This is a genomic window from Bacillus timonensis, assembly GCF_004799755.1.
Lineage (GTDB): Bacteria > Bacillota > Bacilli > Bacillales > Bacillaceae_L > Ferdinandcohnia > Ferdinandcohnia timonensis_A.
In genome coordinates, this window is the sequence record NZ_SLUB01000010.1 from 54,276 (window position 1) to 74,466 (window position 20,191).

The 20,191-nt window shown below is 40.4% G+C and carries 15 protein-coding genes; 6 read left to right on the top strand and 9 right to left on the bottom strand.

The genetic code is table 11. The features are described from left to right. Window positions 1-28 precede the first annotated feature (28 nt). Window positions 29-1,441 (top strand): glycolate oxidase subunit GlcD, encoded by a 1,413-nt coding sequence (gene glcD, locus E1I69_RS08080; protein WP_136379103.1) that lies wholly within the window; start codon window positions 29-31, stop codon window positions 1,439-1,441. Continuing rightward, complete coding sequence (locus E1I69_RS08085) at window positions 1,438-2,760, top strand: (Fe-S)-binding protein (RefSeq protein WP_136379104.1); 1,323 nt, start codon at window positions 1,438-1,440, stop codon at window positions 2,758-2,760. Before glcD ends, E1I69_RS08085 begins: the two co-directional genes overlap by 4 nt. A gap of 34 nt (window positions 2,761-2,794) precedes the next feature. On the opposite strand, the gene E1I69_RS08090 is transcribed toward E1I69_RS08085, so the two are convergent. The 9 genes from E1I69_RS08090 to E1I69_RS08130 all read right to left on the bottom strand — a co-directional run bounded on the left by E1I69_RS08090 (window position 2,795) and on the right by E1I69_RS08130 (window position 14,263). Continuing rightward, window positions 2,795-3,382, bottom strand: a complete 588-nt coding sequence (locus E1I69_RS08090) for a YdcF family protein (protein WP_136379105.1) — start codon at window positions 3,380-3,382, stop codon at window positions 2,795-2,797. A gap of 272 nt (window positions 3,383-3,654) precedes the next feature. After that, entirely contained in the window at window positions 3,655-6,858 is a 3,204-nt protein-coding gene (locus E1I69_RS08095; RefSeq protein ID WP_136379106.1) for a UvrD-helicase domain-containing protein, read from the bottom strand. Next, window positions 6,851-9,787 carry a PD-(D/E)XK nuclease family protein gene (locus E1I69_RS08100; RefSeq protein WP_161974859.1) on the bottom strand — a complete coding sequence of 979 codons (2,937 nt, stop codon included), beginning with the start codon at window positions 9,785-9,787 and terminating at the stop codon, window positions 6,851-6,853. Before E1I69_RS08100 ends, E1I69_RS08095 begins: the two co-directional genes overlap by 8 nt. A gap of 165 nt (window positions 9,788-9,952) precedes the next feature. After that, complete coding sequence (locus E1I69_RS08105) at window positions 9,953-10,642, bottom strand: copper homeostasis protein CutC (RefSeq protein WP_136379108.1); 690 nt, start codon at window positions 10,640-10,642, stop codon at window positions 9,953-9,955. Window positions 10,643-10,729: 87 nt separating this feature from the next. Next, a complete protein-coding gene (locus tag E1I69_RS08110; protein WP_161974860.1) occupies window positions 10,730-11,218 on the bottom strand; it encodes a DUF1648 domain-containing protein in 489 nt (162 codons plus the stop codon). Window positions 11,219-11,277: 59 nt separating this feature from the next. Then, the gene (locus E1I69_RS08115; RefSeq protein WP_136379110.1) at window positions 11,278-11,772 is read right to left on the bottom strand and encodes a hypothetical protein; all 495 of its coding nucleotides are present in this window, start codon (window positions 11,770-11,772) and stop codon (window positions 11,278-11,280) included. A gap of 158 nt (window positions 11,773-11,930) precedes the next feature. Next, the gene (locus E1I69_RS08120) at window positions 11,931-12,998 is read right to left on the bottom strand and encodes an ABC transporter permease subunit (protein WP_161974861.1); all 1,068 of its coding nucleotides are present in this window, start codon (window positions 12,996-12,998) and stop codon (window positions 11,931-11,933) included. After that, on the bottom strand, window positions 12,991-13,875 hold the full coding sequence (locus E1I69_RS08125; protein WP_136379112.1) for an ABC transporter ATP-binding protein: 885 nt from the start codon (window positions 13,873-13,875) through the stop codon (window positions 12,991-12,993). The genes E1I69_RS08120 and E1I69_RS08125 overlap by 8 nt, the downstream gene beginning before the upstream one ends. Continuing rightward, a complete protein-coding gene (locus E1I69_RS08130) occupies window positions 13,868-14,263 on the bottom strand; it encodes a GntR family transcriptional regulator (RefSeq protein ID WP_136379113.1) in 396 nt (131 codons plus the stop codon). The genes E1I69_RS08125 and E1I69_RS08130 overlap by 8 nt, the downstream gene beginning before the upstream one ends. 567 nt (window positions 14,264-14,830) lie before the next feature. Here E1I69_RS08130 and E1I69_RS08135 point away from each other — a divergent pair. From E1I69_RS08135 to E1I69_RS08150, 4 genes are all read left to right on the top strand, one after another. Continuing rightward, a complete protein-coding gene (locus E1I69_RS08135) occupies window positions 14,831-16,063 on the top strand; it encodes an aminopeptidase (RefSeq protein WP_136379114.1) in 1,233 nt (410 codons plus the stop codon). A 238-nt stretch (window positions 16,064-16,301) separates the two neighbouring features. Then, window positions 16,302-17,153, top strand: a complete 852-nt coding sequence (gene nadC / locus E1I69_RS08140) for a carboxylating nicotinate-nucleotide diphosphorylase (RefSeq protein ID WP_136379115.1) — start codon at window positions 16,302-16,304, stop codon at window positions 17,151-17,153. A gap of 60 nt (window positions 17,154-17,213) precedes the next feature. Continuing rightward, on the top strand, window positions 17,214-18,227 hold the full coding sequence (locus E1I69_RS08145) for a TAXI family TRAP transporter solute-binding subunit (RefSeq protein ID WP_136379116.1): 1,014 nt from the start codon (window positions 17,214-17,216) through the stop codon (window positions 18,225-18,227). A gap of 15 nt (window positions 18,228-18,242) precedes the next feature. Further along, window positions 18,243-20,174 (top strand): TRAP transporter permease, encoded by a 1,932-nt coding sequence (locus E1I69_RS08150; RefSeq protein ID WP_136379117.1) that lies wholly within the window; start codon window positions 18,243-18,245, stop codon window positions 20,172-20,174. Window positions 20,175-20,191: the final 17 nt, after the last annotated feature.

The window sequence follows — 20,191 nt, forward strand, 5'->3', positions numbered from 1 at the left end:
TATAAGTAGAAATTTTGGAGGCGATACCATGATTGATGCACAAGCAAAACAACAATTTTTAAAAATTGTCGGTACGGAAAATTATGATGATTCCAGTACAGGGCGACTCGTTTACTCCTATGATGCAACTCCACAATTCCAGTCAATGCCTGATGCTGTGATTTCTCCTCGAAATAAAGAGGAAATAGCGAGCATCGTCAAAGTTTGCAATGAATTTAAAATTCCAATTGTTCCCCGTGGCTCCGGGACAAACCTTTGTGCAGGCACTTGTCCAACCGAGGGAGGAGTAGTCCTCCTTTTTAAACATTTTAACAAGATTTTAGAAATCGATGAAGAAAATTTAACAATTACGGTCCAGCCTGGCGTGATCACGCAAGAGGTAACAAATGCTGTAGAGGCAAAGGGTTTATTTTATCCACCTGACCCTGGTTCGATGAAAATATCCACAATCGGTGGCAACATCAACGAAAATTCAGGAGGATTACGTGGACTTAAATATGGAGTTACACGTGATTATGTGATGGGTCTTGAGGTCGTTCTAGCAAATGGTGAAATCATCAAAACCGGTGGAAAGCTTGCGAAGGATGTAGCTGGATATGACTTAACACGCCTTTTTGTCGGTTCAGAGGGTACACTTGGTATTATTACTGAAGCCACACTAAAGCTGATACCTATGCCTGAAACAAAGGAAACGATTCTTGCTCTTTATCATGATTTAGAGGCCGCTGCCAAAACGGTTTCAAAGATTATCGCCAGTAAAATCATCCCGATTACACTTGAGTTCCTAGACCAGCCTACACTTGAAGCAGTCGAGGCATTCTCGCAAATCGGGCTACCAACTGATGCAAAAGCCATTCTCTTGATTGAGCAGGATGGTCCAGCAGAAATTGTAAAACAGGATATTGAGAGAATCATAGAGATTTGCAAGGATGAAAACGCCGTTTCCGTGAAATCAGCACAATCTGAAGAAGAAGCTGATGCATTAAGGACAGCAAGACGTGCGGCCCTATCTGCGCTCGCACGGTTAAAACCAACTACTATTCTAGAAGATGCAACTGTTCCGCGTTCGGAAATTGCCAAGATGGTAAAAGCGATTGAAGAAATTGCAAAAAAATATCAACTCCGAATATGTACCTTTGGTCATGCTGGAGATGGAAACCTCCATCCCACATGCTTAACGGATGTCAGGGATCGTGAAGAAATAGAACGAGTCGAAAAAGCATTTGAAGAAATCTTTGAGACAGCAATTGAACTCGGTGGAACCATCACAGGGGAACATGGGGTTGGCGTGATGAAAGCTCCATATCTGGAGATGAAATTAGGTGCTGCAGGAATCGCTGCAATGCAAGCCATTAAAACTGGACTAGATCCCAATAACATAATGAATCCCGGTAAAATGTTTGCAAAGGATTCTAGAAAACGTGTGGTGGTTTCAAAATGACAACAATGAACGAACAACAAAAAATCAAGGGAGAATTCCAATCTCGGATGGATCAGAATGAATTATTGAATTGCATGCGCTGCGGGTTCTGCCTTCCAACCTGTCCAACCTATATCGAATCGGGCTATCAGGAATCTCACTCCCCTCGCGGTAGGATCGCATTAATGAAGGCGGTTGTCGATGGTCTCATTGAGCCCGATGAAGACTTCGAAAAGTCGTTAAATATGTGCTTAGGCTGCCGCGCATGTGAACCGGTTTGTCCATCTGGTGTCAATTACGGACATCTTTTAGAGGAAGCAAGAGATATCGTTCATCAAAACAAAAAGCACTCATTACCGGTTAAGGCTGTAAGAAAAACAGTCTTTAAAGGTCTCTTTCCTCATCAAAATCGCATGCGAACCTTAACTGGATTACTTGGGGTTTACCAGCGTTCTGGGATGCAAAAAGTCGTTCAAAAAAGTGGGCTATTGAAGTTTTTACCTGATAGCTTAGCGACGATGGAACGAGTTCTACCAGAGGTGCCTACTTTAAAAGAACTCAAGAACCGACCATACCACCTTGAGCCGATTGGTGTTCAAAAGAAAAAGGTTTCCTTTTTCACAGGTTGCTTGATGGATACGATGTTCATGAAAACGAATGATGCCACACTGAAATTGCTTCAATTGGCTGGCTGTGAGATTGTCATTCCAAAATCTCAGGCATGCTGTGGGGCGTTACATGGACATAGTGGAGAAAAAAACAAAGCGAAAGAACTAGCAAAACAAAATATAAGTGCGTTCGAAGAAATTGAAGCAGATTATATTATTACAAATGCCGGTGGTTGTGGAGCCTTTTTAAATGATTATGGCCATCTTCTAAAAGATGAGCCTAATTGGGCAGAACGGGCAAAAACTTTTTCAAAAAAACTTAAGGATATCTCCTCTGTTTTAGTAGAAGTAGAGTTTCATAAACAAGAGCTTTCCCTGCCTTCTCAGGTCATTACCTATCAGGATTCCTGCCATTTACGAAATGTGATGAAAACCGCTTCGGAGCCAAGAAAATTACTTCAAGCCATTAATGGTGCAACTTATATGGAAATGAAAAATGCGGATAGCTGCTGTGGGTCAGCAGGAATCTATAACATCGTCGAGTCTGAAATGTCGATGAAAATATTAGATTCAAAAATGAAAAACGTAAAAGAAACACAGGCAAAAACCATTGTCACAGCCAATCCCGGCTGTCTCTTGCAAATGAAACTTGGTATTGAACGTGAAGGATTATCCGATAAAATGCGTGCCGTTCATCTAGTTGACTTATTGCTTGAAGCAGTTGGGGAATAAAAATGAAAACAACGCTCGATTGGGCGTTGTTTTCTTATTTGAGAATATATTTTTCCAGATAATATTTCGTGACTGACAGATACTCGCGAATGTAGGCTTTTAGCAATGTAATTTGCGGTGTTTTTGCTGGTAAACCCTCCACTGTTAAACCGGCGTCTCTTGCAATTTGAACGGAACGATAAAGGTGGTAATCATTCGTCACAATAATCCCAAGCTTAGCTTCCTCAGGGATAAATCGTTTCGAGAACTTGATGTTTTCATATGTACTTGTTGAGCGATCCTCCAGGAAGATTCTTGATTCAGAAATCCCTTTGTCTACTAGCTTACGCCTCATTGACTCAGCTTCTGTAATATCTTCCCCTGGACCTTGGCCACCTGAAGCAATCAAAATCGTATTCTCATTCTCCTTCGCATAGACTGCAGCTGCATCGATACGGTATTGCAACGCGAGGGATGGGGTTTCACTGTTCACCTTTGCCCCAAGAATAATTAAATAGTCAGCATGTTGGGGTGGCTCTGTATCGGCATACTGGGTCATTTTAAAATGAATTCTCCCGAAATATATAACACCTACTATGAGTAAAATTCCAATTAAAAGTAGCATCATTTTCCTCTTTTTCAAAAAGTTTCAACCCCTTTAGGGTTATTCTATCATTATATCAAATGGTCAAAAAAGGAAAACTTTTTCATTCGGTTCTTCATCGGGATTATGAATACCTTTTTGAATGCGGCATCCCCTCGTTTGGGTTTTCATCCACCTTATGATGATCATTCTATTTGCTACGTCCCTTAATTCGGGTTTTCATCCACCTTATGAAGACCATTCCCGTGACAATCCCCTATACTTTCAGCCTTCATTTGGAACAAATATCCAGAATCCCAACACAGCCACTCCTACACACCTACAATAATGTTCGGTGTAACAAAGTAAAGCTGCTTGTCCGCCACTTTTTCACCCGTAATTCGTTCCCAAATTTGCTGGTACAGGTCAATTTGATTTTGATAGTATTTCGCAAGGTCTGGTAGCTTCGCTAGGTCCTTTGGGCGGTCAGTTTTATAATCGACGATTTTCCATGTACCATTCAGCTTATACGCAAGGTCAATAATGCCACTGACAAAAACCGTCTCGACATTATCCCCATTTTCAACAAACTCGTACAACGGATCTTGAGCATTGATTTTCACCATAAATGGAACTTCTGTTAACACATGGTCTGCAATTTGAAGCTCTGCCCAAATCATCGATTGTTTAAAATGAGCAACTGCTTCAGCAACTTCATCTCTTCTTCCTAGCGAAATTTCATGCTTTTGTAAACTGGAGACAATTGCTTCTTCATTTTCTTCTCCTTTCGCAATTTTCTCAAACACCTCGTGGATTGCAGTTCCCCACGACTGTCCCCCACCTTCCTCACGTTCAATCTCAAGCGTGAAGATATCCTGTTTGTCATCAGTTGGACTATATGTTGAAAAAGAGGGTTGCTTTCGATCTTCAATCCAATCAAGCAATCCTTGTGTGTTTTCTATGAATTCCTCACGTGTAATGGTGCGCCCTTGAAGCTCTTTTTCTTTATGATTTAGCTCTAGCCTTTCAAGATTCTCAAGTCCAGGTAGACCATCAAGAAGAAGATTCCACGGATTTTTATCATTTTTTGTTTCGAATGAACTGACGATCATGGCTTTCTCGGCTCTTGTTGCCGCTACATACAGAATCCGTATTTCCTCCGCAAGTAAATAGGCTTCCTCGGCAACGAGATAAGACTCCCAGTGCAAGGGTTGCGCAACAGTTTTTCTCGCGAAGCCCTGCTTTCTTTCGAACATAAAATATCCCTCCGATGATTGCTCTTCACGTCTGATATGGGACCATATTTTATTGCGGACTTCTGGCTTTTTCCCAGGATGGGCCAAGAACACGATCGGTGCTTCCAAGCCTTTTGCTTTATGGACATTCATAATTCTTACGGCGTTTTCATCTTCCTCCAGATTGATGACCTTTGTTTTTTCTTCAATTTGCTGCTTCACATAATCGACAGCTTGATTGAAGGTTGTTGCTTCATCTTCCTCTTTCACTCGAAGGACTTCAAGAATTTGCAGGAGATTGGTCGCCTCCCTTTTTCCATAGCCTTTCACAAGGAATAATGGGTACAACCCAATATCCTCAATTATTTTTTCAATGGCCACTACTGGTGAAAAAGTCATTTTCCACGTTACATATTGTTTGAGCTTTGAAAGTGCTCCTTCAAAATGCTGTTTTGTATCAGAATTTAAATGATCGGGCGATGTCGCAAAGAGGGAAAACACTCCACCTGCCTGTCCCCATTGGAAAAGCTCTTCATCACTAATACCAAACCAAATACTTCGTAATGCTGCAACGAAAGCAACTTGATCGGTAGGATCCACAAGTGCTTCAAGAAGACGAATAAGATCCTGAAATTCAAGAATGGTGCCAATTTCCATTTCACCACTAACGCTAACAGGAATTCCCGCTTCTTCAAGTTTTGTCGCATATACATCGATTCCATCTTTTTGCCTTGTTAAAATCATACATTCACGTGGCTCGTGACCTTCATTAATTAATTTTTGAACGTACGCGGTGATGCACGTTGCATCTTCTTCAACCGTGATTGCTTTATTCTTCGCAAATTCATCAGCTAAAACTAGCCTTTTAATCCCTGAAAAATCAGATGTACCTGCTTCTTTATGTGAAATGAGCGGACGATAAGCAGCCTGATGAACTGTCTCTTCTTCCGGCAGTTGCTTCTGAAATACTTCATTCAGTAAGCTCGTAACATTGTCTACCGTTCTGAAATTCATAATCAGTTGAAGCACTTCTCCGCCATGAGTTGCAATCAATTCCTTCACTAAATTGTAAATATCAATATCTGCTCGTCGGAACCGATAAATCGCTTGCTTTGGGTCCCCCACAACAAAAAGCGAGCCCGGACGCGGCTTGCACTTAGTCCAATTCTTTTCTTTGACATCCTCACCCGTTAAATAAAACATGATTTCTGCTTGAATTGGGTCGGTATCCTGAAACTCATCGACTAGCAGTCTTTTGTACTTTCCTTGAAAATACGACCGTACTTCTGCATTGTCCTTTAAAAGAGCTGCAGTTTTCATTAACAAATCCTGAAAATTCATTAATGAGCGTTCATGCTTGATTTTTTCATACTCCGCCAATGCCTCTTGAAATAATTCAATCACAAATGAATGGCAATATTCACGCCAGCTTTCAAGTAAAGGCTGGATGTGAGTCTCGAAAAAACCAGTAATTCTCTCGAGGTATTCCTTTGCATCCTCTTTTGAAGTCCATTTGTATTGCGTAACCTTCAATTTTTTATCAAACAGCTGAAAAATTTTGATTTTTACAGCATCTGTTTTGTCATCGTATTTAACATGACGCAGCGCATCATCAATCGCTTCTTGGAGACTGTCAGGACCTTTTGGGATATCCTTCGGGATGTAGCGACTTGCTTCTTTTAATAACGTGATAAAACGGTGAAACACCTCATCCAGATTTGGCTTTTCGATGACTTCACTTTCCCACTCAACATCAGGATAGTTCTTCATTTGACAAAAGCGCTCCATTAAATCTTTTTCACGAAGCCCTAAATCCTTCATAATTCTGGATTTCTGGGGATGACCCTGTTCGAGCTTATGCGTGTAGACTAGCCATGCCGCCTCCGCAATTTTGTCATCCTCTGTATCCTCAAGTTCAGAAAAATGAACATCAATCCCTTCTTCCACTGGTCGCTCGCGCAGTAATCGCGCACAAAAAGAATGGACCGTACCGATAAACGATTGTTCAATGTTTTGTAGGGCTTCCTCGAGTAAAATTTTCACATCAAGATTTGTTTCCTCTTTACATTTTTTCTCAAGAACCGTTAAAAATCGCGTTTTCAGTTCATCCGCTGCTTTTTTTGTAAATGTAATGGCGACAATCTCATCCATTTTTGCTGTCCCTGTATAAATCAGGTCCACCATTCGGTCAACTAGGCTCGTTGTTTTTCCTGAACCGGCACCAGCTTCTACAAGGAAATTTTGATGTAGGACAGAAACAATTTTATCCCTTGCTTCTTGATCAACAATCACCTTAGTCATACGCACGCACCCCCTTAAAGCTTTTTAGTCCCTCTGCCGTTTCATCCTGTTGCTTCTGTTTTAATCCATCCTTGTCATAGGTGGACCGTCTGCAAATCTTTTTGAACTCACAAAATGTACATTCATTCTCATCATCCGTCATGGTAAAATGTCCATGCTCCACAATCGAAAGGAGCTTGTCTAAAATATCTTTACCATTGGTTCGTGTTGAGTCCTCTTGTTCCCTCACAAAGCGTTTTCCCGCCCCTTTTCGAGTTGGAAAAAGATAGGAACTCATTTTCACTGAACCATCCTCCAGCCCCATATGGGCCTCGATTGCGAGAGTGTAGAGGAGATGCTGCAGCTGTCTCCCCCCTTTGAAAAATTCCTTCGTGTGATAGCCCCAACTGCTTCCCGTTTTATAATCAATAATATGGTAGGAGCCATCAGGAAGCTTGTCGACTCGGTCAATGATTCCCCTGACATGAACCGTTCCAGAAGGAAGCTCAATTACAGCTGGTGCGTCTTCTCCAAATGAATATTCAAAATACAAAGGTTCACCATGCTCACTATTTTCCTCTTCAATTTTTAAAAAGGTCTCACATGATTCGATGATTTCTTCTGACTCTAGTCTCTCCGTTCGTCGATTTGGTGGCGGAACCATTTTTTTAACTTCATTTAGCCTTTCGCTCGCTATCTTTGTTAAAAGGTCAACATGCTTTGAGTAGGAAGGCTTTTCGTGACGTCCTTTCATTTCTTGATAAAATTTCTCGAATATTTCATGGAGCAAGGTCCCCCGCGTTTTAGCATCTAACCATTTTGTCGGGTCATATGTAATGTCTTCAATTACTTTTACCCGCAACACATTTTCTAAAAAATAGGCATAAGGGCATTTTGCTATTTTCTCGAGTTTCCCAGCCGAAATAGTGATTTCTGGATTTTTGCGCGGATCGAACCCTGTGGTATCACTTTCAATTTTACCTTCGTACACAGTAAAGGTTGGTTCCTGCCTCATTTTTTCAGCATGAAGCCCTCTCGTAATATTCGAAAAATCCGCTAAAAGTCGTTCATCAAGCTGGATGGTTTGAGAGTTTGTGATTTTCTCATACCACCAGTCAACATTTTCAAGTGGATGGTTTCGGTCTACAACCTGTACATTCTCTTGAAGAGTCTTAAAATCTGCTGAAAAATCTCCAGTTTGAATTCGATAGCATTGTAAAAATAAATACGATGGAGATATAGTTCGATTTTCATTTATATCAAACCTACAGAAACTAATGGTTATGTCATTTTTCGCTGTTGAAGCAAAAAGCTGCAACATGGAAAAAAGGTCGTTTTTGAGTCTTTCTTTTTCCAACGGCAAAAATCGTCCTAGTTTTTCTCTTTCAGTGTCAAGTAAAAGTGGGTCCTCCCCTGCCTTCCCTGGAAACCGCTTGTTGTCCATACCAACAACAAACAAATGCTCACGATTCAAATAAAACCCGTTTTTATACGAAGAGAAGTGTAGAAATCCAGGCTTAGGACGCGAATGACCAATCCGAATGGAGAGGAAATCCTCCTCGAATTTTTGGTAGGCATTTGCTACCGATTCATTAGCATATGGCAGCAAATCCTCAATTCGCTCAAGCAATGCATCTTTCGCCACTTGGTCAAATGCTGAAGACACCTTGTAATGTTTCTGCAGAAAATAGGTGATCGTTTTTAACAAGTCCCGATAAATGATACTTTCGTTGTTATCGACAGTTTGCATATGTTTGAAGGTAATCGTAAACCATTTTAAAATCCATTCATAATCACGGATTCGGTTCTCTGTCAGGGACGAGTCTATCAGTTTAGCTTTGATTTGTGTAAGATAGCGTTCTTTCCCCCAGCCGATGTCCGAACCACGAAGTAGCGTTGCCCATGTTCTTTTCGAAGGGGCATCATCCCCTAAGTCGAGTACGTTTTCCTGAAGAAGCTTTAAAAGAGCCGGCACACTATAATAATCCTTCATCCAAGCTAAGATTCCAGCAACCATTTTACCTGGTCTCGTAAACCCAATCGGTACCCCTTCCCCAAAGGTGACCGGCACTTGCAACCGCTCGGCGATGTGGTACATAGCGGTTACATATTGGGCGCTTGACGTGTAAAAAATAGCTGCCTCATCAAAGCGGATACCTCTTTCTTTGATTCGGTAGATGACCTCTTTTAGCTCCATTTCCTCCGTTGTTGCTGAAAAAAGTGACAGAGTTGGCGCGGTTGTTGGTGAGTTCTCCACATCAAATAAATAGCTTAAAAGCGTTTCGTCCCCAAACACGACTTTTGAGAATGGTGTACTTTCAGGTATAGCAATACCGCGAACTGTTTCCATTGGTAAATAAAAATAGGTTGGTGGAAGGGCCGTTTCTAAAAATTTCACCTGTTCATAAGCTAACTTTAGGTTGCTTTGAAGAATGAAGATCTGATTTTGAGAATCATATTTTCCTAGTGCATGTCGATAAAGGTCTGCTTCATCCACCAGTTTATGTTTATGAAGAAGCTGCTCGTAAGCCTCTAAAATAAGTTTCAGATCGTCGCCTTTTTTCGGTGAGACGAACGGTTCGCTTGAAAGTGTGCTGCTTTTGTATCCCGCAATACGAAGTTGGTTTATTGTTTGATACATGCTTTTGCTTAAGGTTGGTGTGATCTCGAGCTCATGAAAATAATTGAGGTTATGCTTCAGTTCTGTTAATAGGGTGAACACAAAATGTGCCCCGAGTGCGTCGCTCAAAAGTTGATTTTGTTGGGTCGAGGTGGAGTCAAGGGCAAGGTCCTTGATCGTTTTGATTTTTAGATTAAGGGCATGATTGTTTTGTTGAGTAAACTGTCGTAAAATTTGCTCGCCAATCATATATGAATCCACGAGTAAGATTTTTTCGTTTAAGAAATGCTGTTTACATATGGTTTCGAGGTGTTTAATGAGAACGTCCACTTGTTTCACTCTCCTATAAGGTGAATTTGGGTGTATTGTTATGTCTTTTTTGTTTCGTATCGGCGTTATTTTTGTTCTATCTACGTTAGCAGCCATTCTATCGATTTTAGCCATTTTTCCAAAATAAAAGGACGTCCAAATATACATCCAGACATCCTTGTTGTTTTATCCTAGTAGTTCTCTTATCGTCTTAATAGTATTCCCATTTATTGGTTCGCTAAACTTCCCATTTACACGAACAGCCGATCCAAAATGGTATTCGGTTGCCTCAAGTTCTTGGTGAATCTCTACAATGTTATTATGAGACAGGCCAGATCCAGGCATAATGACTGGTGACGGCTTTTCATGAGAGAGCGCCAACATCGCTTTGAGATTTTCCACACCCTCTAATGCCTTCGGGGCACCTCCTGATGTTAACACTGTTTGTATCGAATCACTGTATTTTTGAAGGGTTTTATAAGCCTCAATAATATCCTTCGCCTCATCAATCGCACGGTGGAAGGTAATCTTCATTCCATCCGCAGCATTAATCACTTTTTGAAGAAATGCTTCATCTATTTCTCCATTTTCAGTTAAAGAACCAAACACAATTCCGGTCGCGCCAAGTTCCTTACACACTTTTATATCCTCTAAAATAATCCGCTTGTCGTCTTCTGAATATGTAAATGAATAGCCGTGAGGACGGACCATGACATGAACAGGAATTGAGACAGCCTGCACAACATCCTTGATGATGCCATAAGAAGGTGTCAAACCCCCTTCCGTCATCGCGGTCACTAACTCCAAGCGGTTCGCGCCATGCTCTTCAGCTACCTTTGCATCCTCTGCATGCTGGACAATAATTTCTATTAACATCGTTGTTTACCTACCTTCCTTCATTGGACCATGGGGACGGTTCTTGTGGTCCCTAACAGGGAACCACAAGAACCGTCCCTCTGGTAACTATTTGATCATCTTGTAAATATAATAACCCATTGGTCCAAAAATAGACAGGAGTAGCCCAATCATATACCACATACCTAACCCTTCGTTTCCTTGAGCGAGATTGACCATTTCCCACACGCCAATCGCAAAAAAGAGAGTAATCAAAAAATTCATCGTAATGAGCATTTTTCGTGAGATTCTATACAGTTTTTCTGCATTTTCTGGTGTTACCTTTACAGGGTAATTATGAATATGTGGAAACTTACTTAATATAAACATCATTTTAAATATTAAGGTTGCGATAATCGGTAGAATGAGAATACTCGCCTTTCCTCCCCACCTATCAGGCTCCCCCATGATAGTAATATGAGTCGGGATTCGGTCTGGAATCTCACTCCAATTTAAGATGATAAACCCGTACATGCCAAGTAAAAATACTATTGAGAGCAACTCTATTATTTTTTCAAATAATGTTTTCGGCAGCTTTAATTCTGGTCTTTCAGACATAATAAAGCACTCCTTCCTCATACCTGTTTATACGAGTAAGAAGTGGTAATGGTTTCATCTTATGAAAATAGTTTTAGGAACTTGTCCAATGTCGTTTTCTCAAAATCTTTAATAGCCGTTAAATAAGGTAAGGTCAATTCTTCACTTAGATCACCCCAGTTTAGAACTAGTGGGATTGAACCTGTAATTGTGCCGTCTTCTAAAATAATCGTATCCAGAAAGTCTAATAGCTGTTCGCGATCGATAATCGCCTCACCAGTGCCATCAGCTGCTAATTCAATTTCACCTGAAATCGAAGTCCCCTGGATGTGAAAGGTAACCGTATTTGGAACAGGAGAACCCACCCCATTGTATGTAAGTTTAAGAATGTCTGGAGGCGTCTCTTGCATTTCACTATAATTAACGTACTGTAATTGAGCAGACCATGTGTCAATCGTTTCTGGCGTCTCAACTGGTTTAAACACAACCATTTCATACCATTGCAACTCTCCCTTATTACACCCAGCAAGCAACATCATGAAGAGAACGAACGGTATAATCCTTAACAATTTCACCTTCTCATCCCCCTTTTTAAACTTGAAACCAAGGTAACCACGGGGACGGTTCCTGCGGTCCCACATTTTATTAATTACCGGTGAGGAACCAAGAGAACCGTCCCTCTGGCACCCTTGGCACCCCTGGCTCCCCTTGGTTTCCTAGCAACTTCTGTTCGTTATTTTTTTCCGAATTGCATTCTCATGCCTGCTATTTTGGTGAGGATGAGGTAGGCGATGATACTGAATCCAAGTCCTCCAAGGTGGTAGGATAAGAGGCTTGGAGGTTCATTGTATCTATTGGACGAGCCAAATACATTTCCACCAAATAGGTAGAAACAGATAAACACTCCTACTTTTAGATATGGTAGCAAATTCTCATATGCCAAGATTTTACCGTTATTCTCACTTTTTATTGGAGTTGATAATCGTTTGATCAAGTATAACGAGATCAAGGTTACAATAATCGGTATGATGATGACGGATAGCTCACCTAAAAATGTAGCCTGTTTCCAAATAAAGATTTCATTTATTCCATCTTCAAAGTCCAATAATTGTAATGGAAATGAAAGATTCTCAATATAGCTACCAAACTTTTGGATTCCATAGTATTCTCTTATGAAAAAGTCACCTGTAATGGCTCTATAGTGAGTAGAAATTCCTGACATCACTAAGTTGTATAGTCCGTATGGCAAGAATAAAAAGATCAAACTAAAGGCAAATTGCGAAACAAAGCTTGCACCGATTAAGCCAATGAACAGACTAAACGTAAAGACTCCGATAAGAGTGACAAGAGCAATCACAAAATAATACCCGAGTGCAGCTAATGGAAGATATTCATTCATCACAGAATTGAAGAGTACAAACATTGAGATAAATACACTTACTGCCACTGCTAGCGTCAAATGAAAGACGCCAAATATCCACTTAGAGAAAAAGATTTCACTTCTCTTGTAAGGTAATGCTAGGGTAAAATCAAAGCTTTGGTTTGTTCGTTCTAATCCAATTAAAGCTGTGGCCAACAGTATGGATGCAAGAACCTGAAACAATCCTACCTCCAAGAAATTCCCAAAATAAAAGGTGTAGGGCTCTGAATTTCCCCACTCATCCCAGTGTAAAAGTGAATTCTCTTCGATACTTAAAAAGTTATTCAGTTTATATGGAAAGTAAAGACAAACCAACCATAGCCCCCATACCACAAACTTTGATTGCTTATAATTCTTTAGCCAAAGTGCCTTGTTAAACAATGTCATCCCCTCCTAATGCAGACACAAACATGTCTTCAAGTGACATAGGCAATTCCTCTAAAAGCAAAGGTTTCTCCTCTTTTAATCGTGATACCACTTCTTCTGTATTTCCTTTTATTAAAAGCGTGTGTACCCGTCCAATTTGGGATAAGACTTCAATATTTGAAAGCTGCTTGATTTCTTCAGGAATTCCATTTTCTTTAAAGACCACTTGAATCTTTTTATAATGGAGTCTCGCATCCTCCATTGTGACGACTGATTCAATCTCTCCACCTTTTAACATGATAATGGTATCCGCGATTTTCTCAAGTTCATCTAAATGATGACTAGAAATCAGAAGCGAGATCCTTGATTCTGACACTTCCTCTAATAAAAACTGGAGTATATTCCTTTTTACTATCGCATCTAGCCCATTTGTTGGTTCATCTAATATAATCAGTTTTGCTCTCGTTGAAATAGCCAAAATGATAAATAACAAAGCCTTCATCCCACGTGAAAAGGTCCGTATTTTTCTCTTTTCTGGAAGGTTGAAGCGTTGTAATAGCTGATAAAAATAGGGTTTATCGAAATTGGCATAAATCGCTTCATATAAAGTCACAAGCTCTTTCATACTGTACCCATTAAATGTGGTATTTGAATCAGGAACAAACACCATTTCCCCTTTCACTTCAGGGTTGGTCACGATGTTTTTTCCTTGAAACAAAACCTCCCCTTGATCCGCATCTAAAATGCCAACGAGGCTTCTTAACAATGTTGTTTTTCCGACCCCATTTCGTCCCACCAAGCCGACAATCGATCCTCCATCCATTGAAAAAGAAATATTTTGTAAGACTTTTTCTCCTTCAATGCTTTTTGAAAGATTTTGTACATTAAGCATTGGAATCCTTCCCCCCTAACTCCTCTACATACTTTTCGATCCACTCCACAAAAGTTTCTTTATTTATCCCGAGATAAGAAGCTTCTACGAGTAAATGCTTTAATGATTGTTTGATTTCCTCCACTTTTTCATCATCCACCTTCTTTGGAAGCTGTTCGGAAACAAATGTCCCCTTTCCCCTTCGTGTTTCGATAATTCCTTGTCGTTCAAGCTCTTGATAGGCTTTGCTGACGGTATTTGGGTTAACAAGCAGGATTGAAGAAAGCTCGCGAACACTTACTAATTTTTCGTCAGGCTGTAGGACTCCTTTTAAAATGAGCTCCTTGACTTGGTTTACAATTTGTTCCCAAATCGGTGTATTACTGCGTTCATCTAACTGAAAATACAAGCAAAACACCCCTTTCAGTTGTTCTATGTCAATTGTGTTTTATGTGTATTACGTCATATAGTACACTTAATACATTAAATCACATCAATCATCATGTCAATATGCGTTCGCCTATTTATTTAATCAAATACGTCAAAGCGTATTTGCGCCCAGATTTTTTAGGCCCACACGAGGTGGGTCATAAAGACGTTGCCACAGGAAGTGGCGTTTTTAGTCTTTGATCTTACTGCGAGATACAGTGAAACTTCAATCTGTTTTGATGTATATCCCACAGATTGATAGTTGAACCAATCAGGCTTTTACTAGCAATTGCCCCCCATGAGGGCTTAGTGCCAGTTAATGCTGAAAAACTTCCTTTGAAAATCTGTGGCATCCGCCGGAGGCATTTAACTTTATTCAGTCCTAGATTTGATAGTTGCTCTTCTCGCATTCATCCACTCCAAGAAAAGTAGAGACTCCTATTGAATAAAGTTAAATTTGTATTTCGCACACCGAAGCAGTTCTGTTACACTAGAAAGGTAACACTTACATTCGTGCTATGTATAGCATCACAAAAGGAGAATACATATGTCTAAATTCGAACAAATGCTTGAAAAATATGCTGATTTAGCTGTTCGCGTTGGTGTTAATGTTCAAAAAGGACAGAACCTTCTTATAAATGCACCTATTTCAGCCGTAGAATATGTAAGGAAAGTTGTCAAAAAAGCCTATGAGGCTGGAGCAAAAAATGTATATATCGAGTGGAATGATGACGAGATTACACGCACGCGTTTTGACCTAGCACCAGATGAGGCCTTTCTTGACTATCCAATGTGGAAGGCAAAAGGAATGGAAGAGCTTGCAGAAAACGGAGCAGCCTTTTTATCGATCATTTCTTCAAATCCGGACTTATTAAAAGGCGTTAATCCGGAGCGCATTGCCAATGCCAATAAAACGGCAGGTAAGGCGCTTGAAAAATATCGAAATTATTCGCAGGCTGATAAAATCAGCTGGTCTGTCATCGCTGTTTCTTCTGAAAGTTGGGCTGAAAAAGTTTTCCCTAACTTATCTGCCGAGGAGCAAGTCGAAAAATTATGGGAGGCCATTTTCCAAGCAACTCGTGTTAATCTTGACGACCCTGTTCAAGCATGGAAGGAACATAACGCAACCTTACATGCGAAGGTGGAATACTTAAACAATAAAAAATATAAAAAATTACATTATAAAGCACCAGGTACTGACTTAGTCGTTGAATTACCTGAAGGCCATGTATGGATTGGCGGCGGTGGTGAAAACGAACAAAACATCGAGTTCGTTGCGAATATGCCGACTGAAGAGGTATTTACCGTTCCTAAAAAGGATGGTGTAAATGGATTTGTCAGCAGCACTAAGCCACTTAATTACGGCGGAAGCCTGATTGATCAATTTACATTAACCTTTGAAAATGGACGAATCATTGATGTGAAGGCGGTAGCAGGTGAAGATACTTTAAAACGTCTTATCGAAACAGATGAAGGTAGCCACTATTTAGGTGAAGTTGCACTTGTTCCACATAGCTCACCTATTTCACAATCAAAAATTCTTTTCTACAACACGCTTTTTGATGAAAATGCGTCTAATCACTTTGCAATTGGAAATGCATATGCCTTCTGTATTGAAGGCGGTAAAACGATGTCACGCGATGAGCTTCTGAAAAAAGGCGCAAACTCTAGTATCACGCATGTCGATTTCATGGTTGGTTCAGGTGAGATGGATATTGACGGCATCACTGCCGATGGCAAAATTGAACCTCTCTTCCGCAATGGAAACTGGGCTTTTTAACAAGTAAGGCACCATCAGGGATTTGCTCCCGATGGTGCTTTTTCAATTCTCCTCCCTATCCACATGCAATAACAACCAAAAATTTTATCATGGATACTATTGAAATTCTGTTGGTATTATGTAAATATAGATGACAAGACAGATGTAATTCCACCTGTATGTAAAAAGAAATTTTACAACGGAACATGCATAAGTTTGTGAAATTGTTATCAAACTTATTTAGTTGAGGAGGCAAACTATGAATCTATTAAAATTAAGAAAAATGCTACAGGAGTTTTTACTTGAAGATATTGGTGAACAAGATGTCACTAGTCAATCGATTTTTCCGCTTGAGCAAACAAGTCAAGGTGTGTTCATTGCGAAAGATAGTGGAATTATTTCTGGATTAACCATTATTAAAGAAGCGTATCAATTGTTGGATCCTTCAATCAAAGTCGAACAACGATTTTCAGACGGTGACTTAGTTTCAGTGGGTGATACCATTGCTACTGTTAGCGGACCAACTGCTCACCTGCTTACTGGTGAGAGAGTCATTTTAAATCTCGTACAAAGGATGAGTGGCATTGCTACGGTTACCCATAAATGTGTGGAGGCTTTAAACGATCCCTCCATTCATATTTGTGACACCAGAAAAACCATTCCAGGACTCCGGATGCTTGATAAATATGCAGTCGTATCCGGCGGCGGTAGGAACCATCGATTTGGCCTCTATGATGGTGTCATGATTAAAGATAACCATATTGCCTACTGTGGGTCCATTACAAAAGCGGTTCAAGCCGTACGAGAAAGAATCGGTCACATGGTAAAAATTGAGGTTGAAACGGAAAACGCAGAAGAAGTTTTAGAAGCCGTAAATGCTGGCGCCGATGTCATCATGTTTGATAATCGTAGCCCAGAAGAGGTGAAGGAATTCACACAATTCGTTCCAAAAGGAATTATAACTGAAGCCTCTGGGGGAATTACCTTAGATAACTTAGCAACCTACTCTGGAACAGGTGTCCAGTATATATCATTAGGATTTTTAACTCATTCAGCGAAAGCCCTAGATATTAGCTTACAGGTAAAAGAAGGAAACAAGAAATCCTACTGATTTAAAAAGTTGAGTGCAGATTCATTTAATTAATCTGATCACCCATTGGGGGTAAACATCATGTCTCAAAGAAATTGGACTTTATCTTTCATTTTAATAATAAGTAGTCTACTACTGGCAGGTTGCATGAATAAGGTTGGCGCGGTTTCTGTCGATACTTCAGACACTATTCGAACGACCATCATCGGTGGACGAACAGGCGGTGCATGGTCTGTTTTTACAGAAGGGATTGCTGAATCGGTTCGTCGAGAACATAAAGGATCGCTGATTACGGTAGAACCGGGCGGAATTGTAGAGAATCCTGCAAGCGTCGGAACTAACACTGTCCCATACGGAATCTCATACGCTATGACGGCGTACGCGGCATTCAGTGGAACAGAACCCTATAAAGAAGCGTATCCAGATATTCGGGCAATCAGTGTTGTCATTCCTGCTAACTATTATCAACTGATAGCGCGGGGAGATGTGGAATTTGATTCATTGGATGAGGCAATTAAAAAGAAAGCCCCGATACGACTCGCTGTTGATCAAAGAGGGTCTGCAGGTGAAATTATGACTCGAGCGATTTTACGAGAATACGGGGTCAGTTATCAAGACATTGATTCTTGGGGTGGTTCTGTTGATCATTTAAGTGGATCAACCACCTTTGAATTGATGGCAGATAATCGTATCGATTTGACCGGTGATGCGGTATCTGTTCCTTCTAGTGATATTTTAGAAGCCTCCACAACGAATGATTTAAAATTTATATCAATGAATCAAAATATCCTTCAGGCAGTGGCAAAAAAATTGGGAATGGAACAAGGTACGATTACGAGTGGAAGCTATGATTTCTTAGTTCAAGATGTGAGTACCGTCTATACGCCAGCGATTTTAATTGTTCATAAAGATGTACCTGAAGAAGAAGTGTATCGCGTCACAAAAGCGATCTATGAAAACTTTGAATACTTAAGTACTGTTCATAAAGAATTTAAAAATCTTTCAGAAAAAAATTTTAGTAAGGTTGGGAAAGTCCCGCTTCATCCTGGTGCGGAAAAATTTTTAAAAGAAAAAGGACTTATTCCTGAATTCTAGAAGGGAGCTCCCAACATGATGGGCTTTAAAAACAAATTACCAAAGGCCTTCACGGAAGGTGAAAAGCGCCACTTATCTGGACCACATGTAAAGGTATTTTTAGGTTTCGCAGCGATTCTATCGTTGTTCCAAGTTTGGTCCGTTATTTGGGGGAAATTAGATCCGGTTCAATTGTTGGCTACGCATTTATCTCTTATTCTGTTTTTAACTTTTATATATTTTAGTTTTTCAAAAAAGAGTGGGTCGAGTGCTTCTCCTACAGGTATTGACTATATCTGTTCATTTTTAGCATTAGGTGCGGGAATCTATTTTAACATCCATGCTGAACGAATCTCGGAACGGATCCCGATTGTCGATCCCTTATCTTCATTGGATATACTAGTTGGCTTCGTATTTGTCGTGTTAAGTATTGAAGCAGCACGCCGGACGATTGGGATGCCGATTGTCATCATTGTATTCATTGGAATCGGCTATGCTCTATGGGGGCATCATTTAGGGGGACTGATTTGGCATCGGGAGTTTTCATTCTCAGAGGTAGTCGAAGATTTAGCTTTTAGTTTTAATGGACTATGGGGTTCACCAATTGCTGTTGCAGCATCATTTGTGTATATGTTCTTATTGTTTGGAGCGTTTTTACAGAAAGCTGGTGCGGGTGAATTTTTCTTTCAGTTATCAACGGCTTTGGCTGGAAGAACACGTGGTGGTGCTGCAAAGGTTGCCGTACTAGCTAGTGCGTTTTTTGGAATGATCTCTGGAAGTCCAACAGCAAATGTCGTGACAACAGGCTCATTTACCATTCCTGTTAGTAAACGCTCTGGTTACAAACCTTCATTTGCAGCTGCAGTTGAGGCGGCTGCATCTACAGGGGGCAGTATCCTTCCACCAATTATGGGATCGTCTGCCTTCTTAATGGCAGCAATCACACAGATCCCTTATATTTCAATCGTGATTGCGGCGATTATTCCGGGCATTTTATATTATCTCTCCTTACTTGCCATGGTTCATTTTGAAGCAGTCCGATTAGATTTACCACAGGCAAAAAAAGAGGATATTCCTAAAGTTTCGGACGTATTAAAAAAAGGTTGGTACTACTTTATTCCACTCGTTGTCTTGCTCGTTTTTCTTTTAAATGGATATAGCGCATCCAGAACGGGTTTTTATGGAGTATTAGCCATTGTGATTGTGAGCTGGTTTCGTAAAAAAACGCGAATGGGTATTAAGCAAATTTTTGAAGCGATGGTCGATGGTGCCAAATCCTCTACTCCTGTTACAGCCGCATGTGCAGCAGCAGGGTTAGTCATTTCAGGCATCATGTCAACTGGTCTCGGTGGAAAGTTAACGAGTGTGGTACTTGGCTTAACAGAAGGTATGCTTATTCCAACTTTACTACTTACTATGCTTATTTGTGTTATTTTAGGAATGGGAATGCCAGTAGCGGCGGCTTATATTTTAACAGCGATGTTAGCTGCACCTGCATTAATGGAGTTAGGTGTATCCTTAATGTCAGCGCATTTATTTATCGTTTATTTCTCCATATTTTCGGCGATTACACCACCTGTAGCCGTTGCAGCCTATGCAGCAGCAGGAATTGCAGATAGTAATCCCAATCAAGTGGGGCTAGAAGCCGTTCGACTTGGTATAGTCGGTTTCATCGTACCATTTATGTTCGTGTTAGAACCTGCATTATTGTTGGAAGGTCCACTAGTTGAAATCATTCTTGCTTTCTTTACTGCCGTAGTCGGCGTAGTTTCATTAAGTGCCGGAATCATCGGCAGATTCCAAACGGAAACCAGCGTACTCGACCGAACGCTATTAATCATAAGTGGACTATTGCTTATCTACCCACATATTCTATTCAGCTGCTTGGGTATAATCCTATTCATATTCGTTATTATAGTACAGAAAAAGCGCCAGATCCCCTATACCCCTATCCAAAAAGGGGCATGAACAAATAGAAAAAGTTC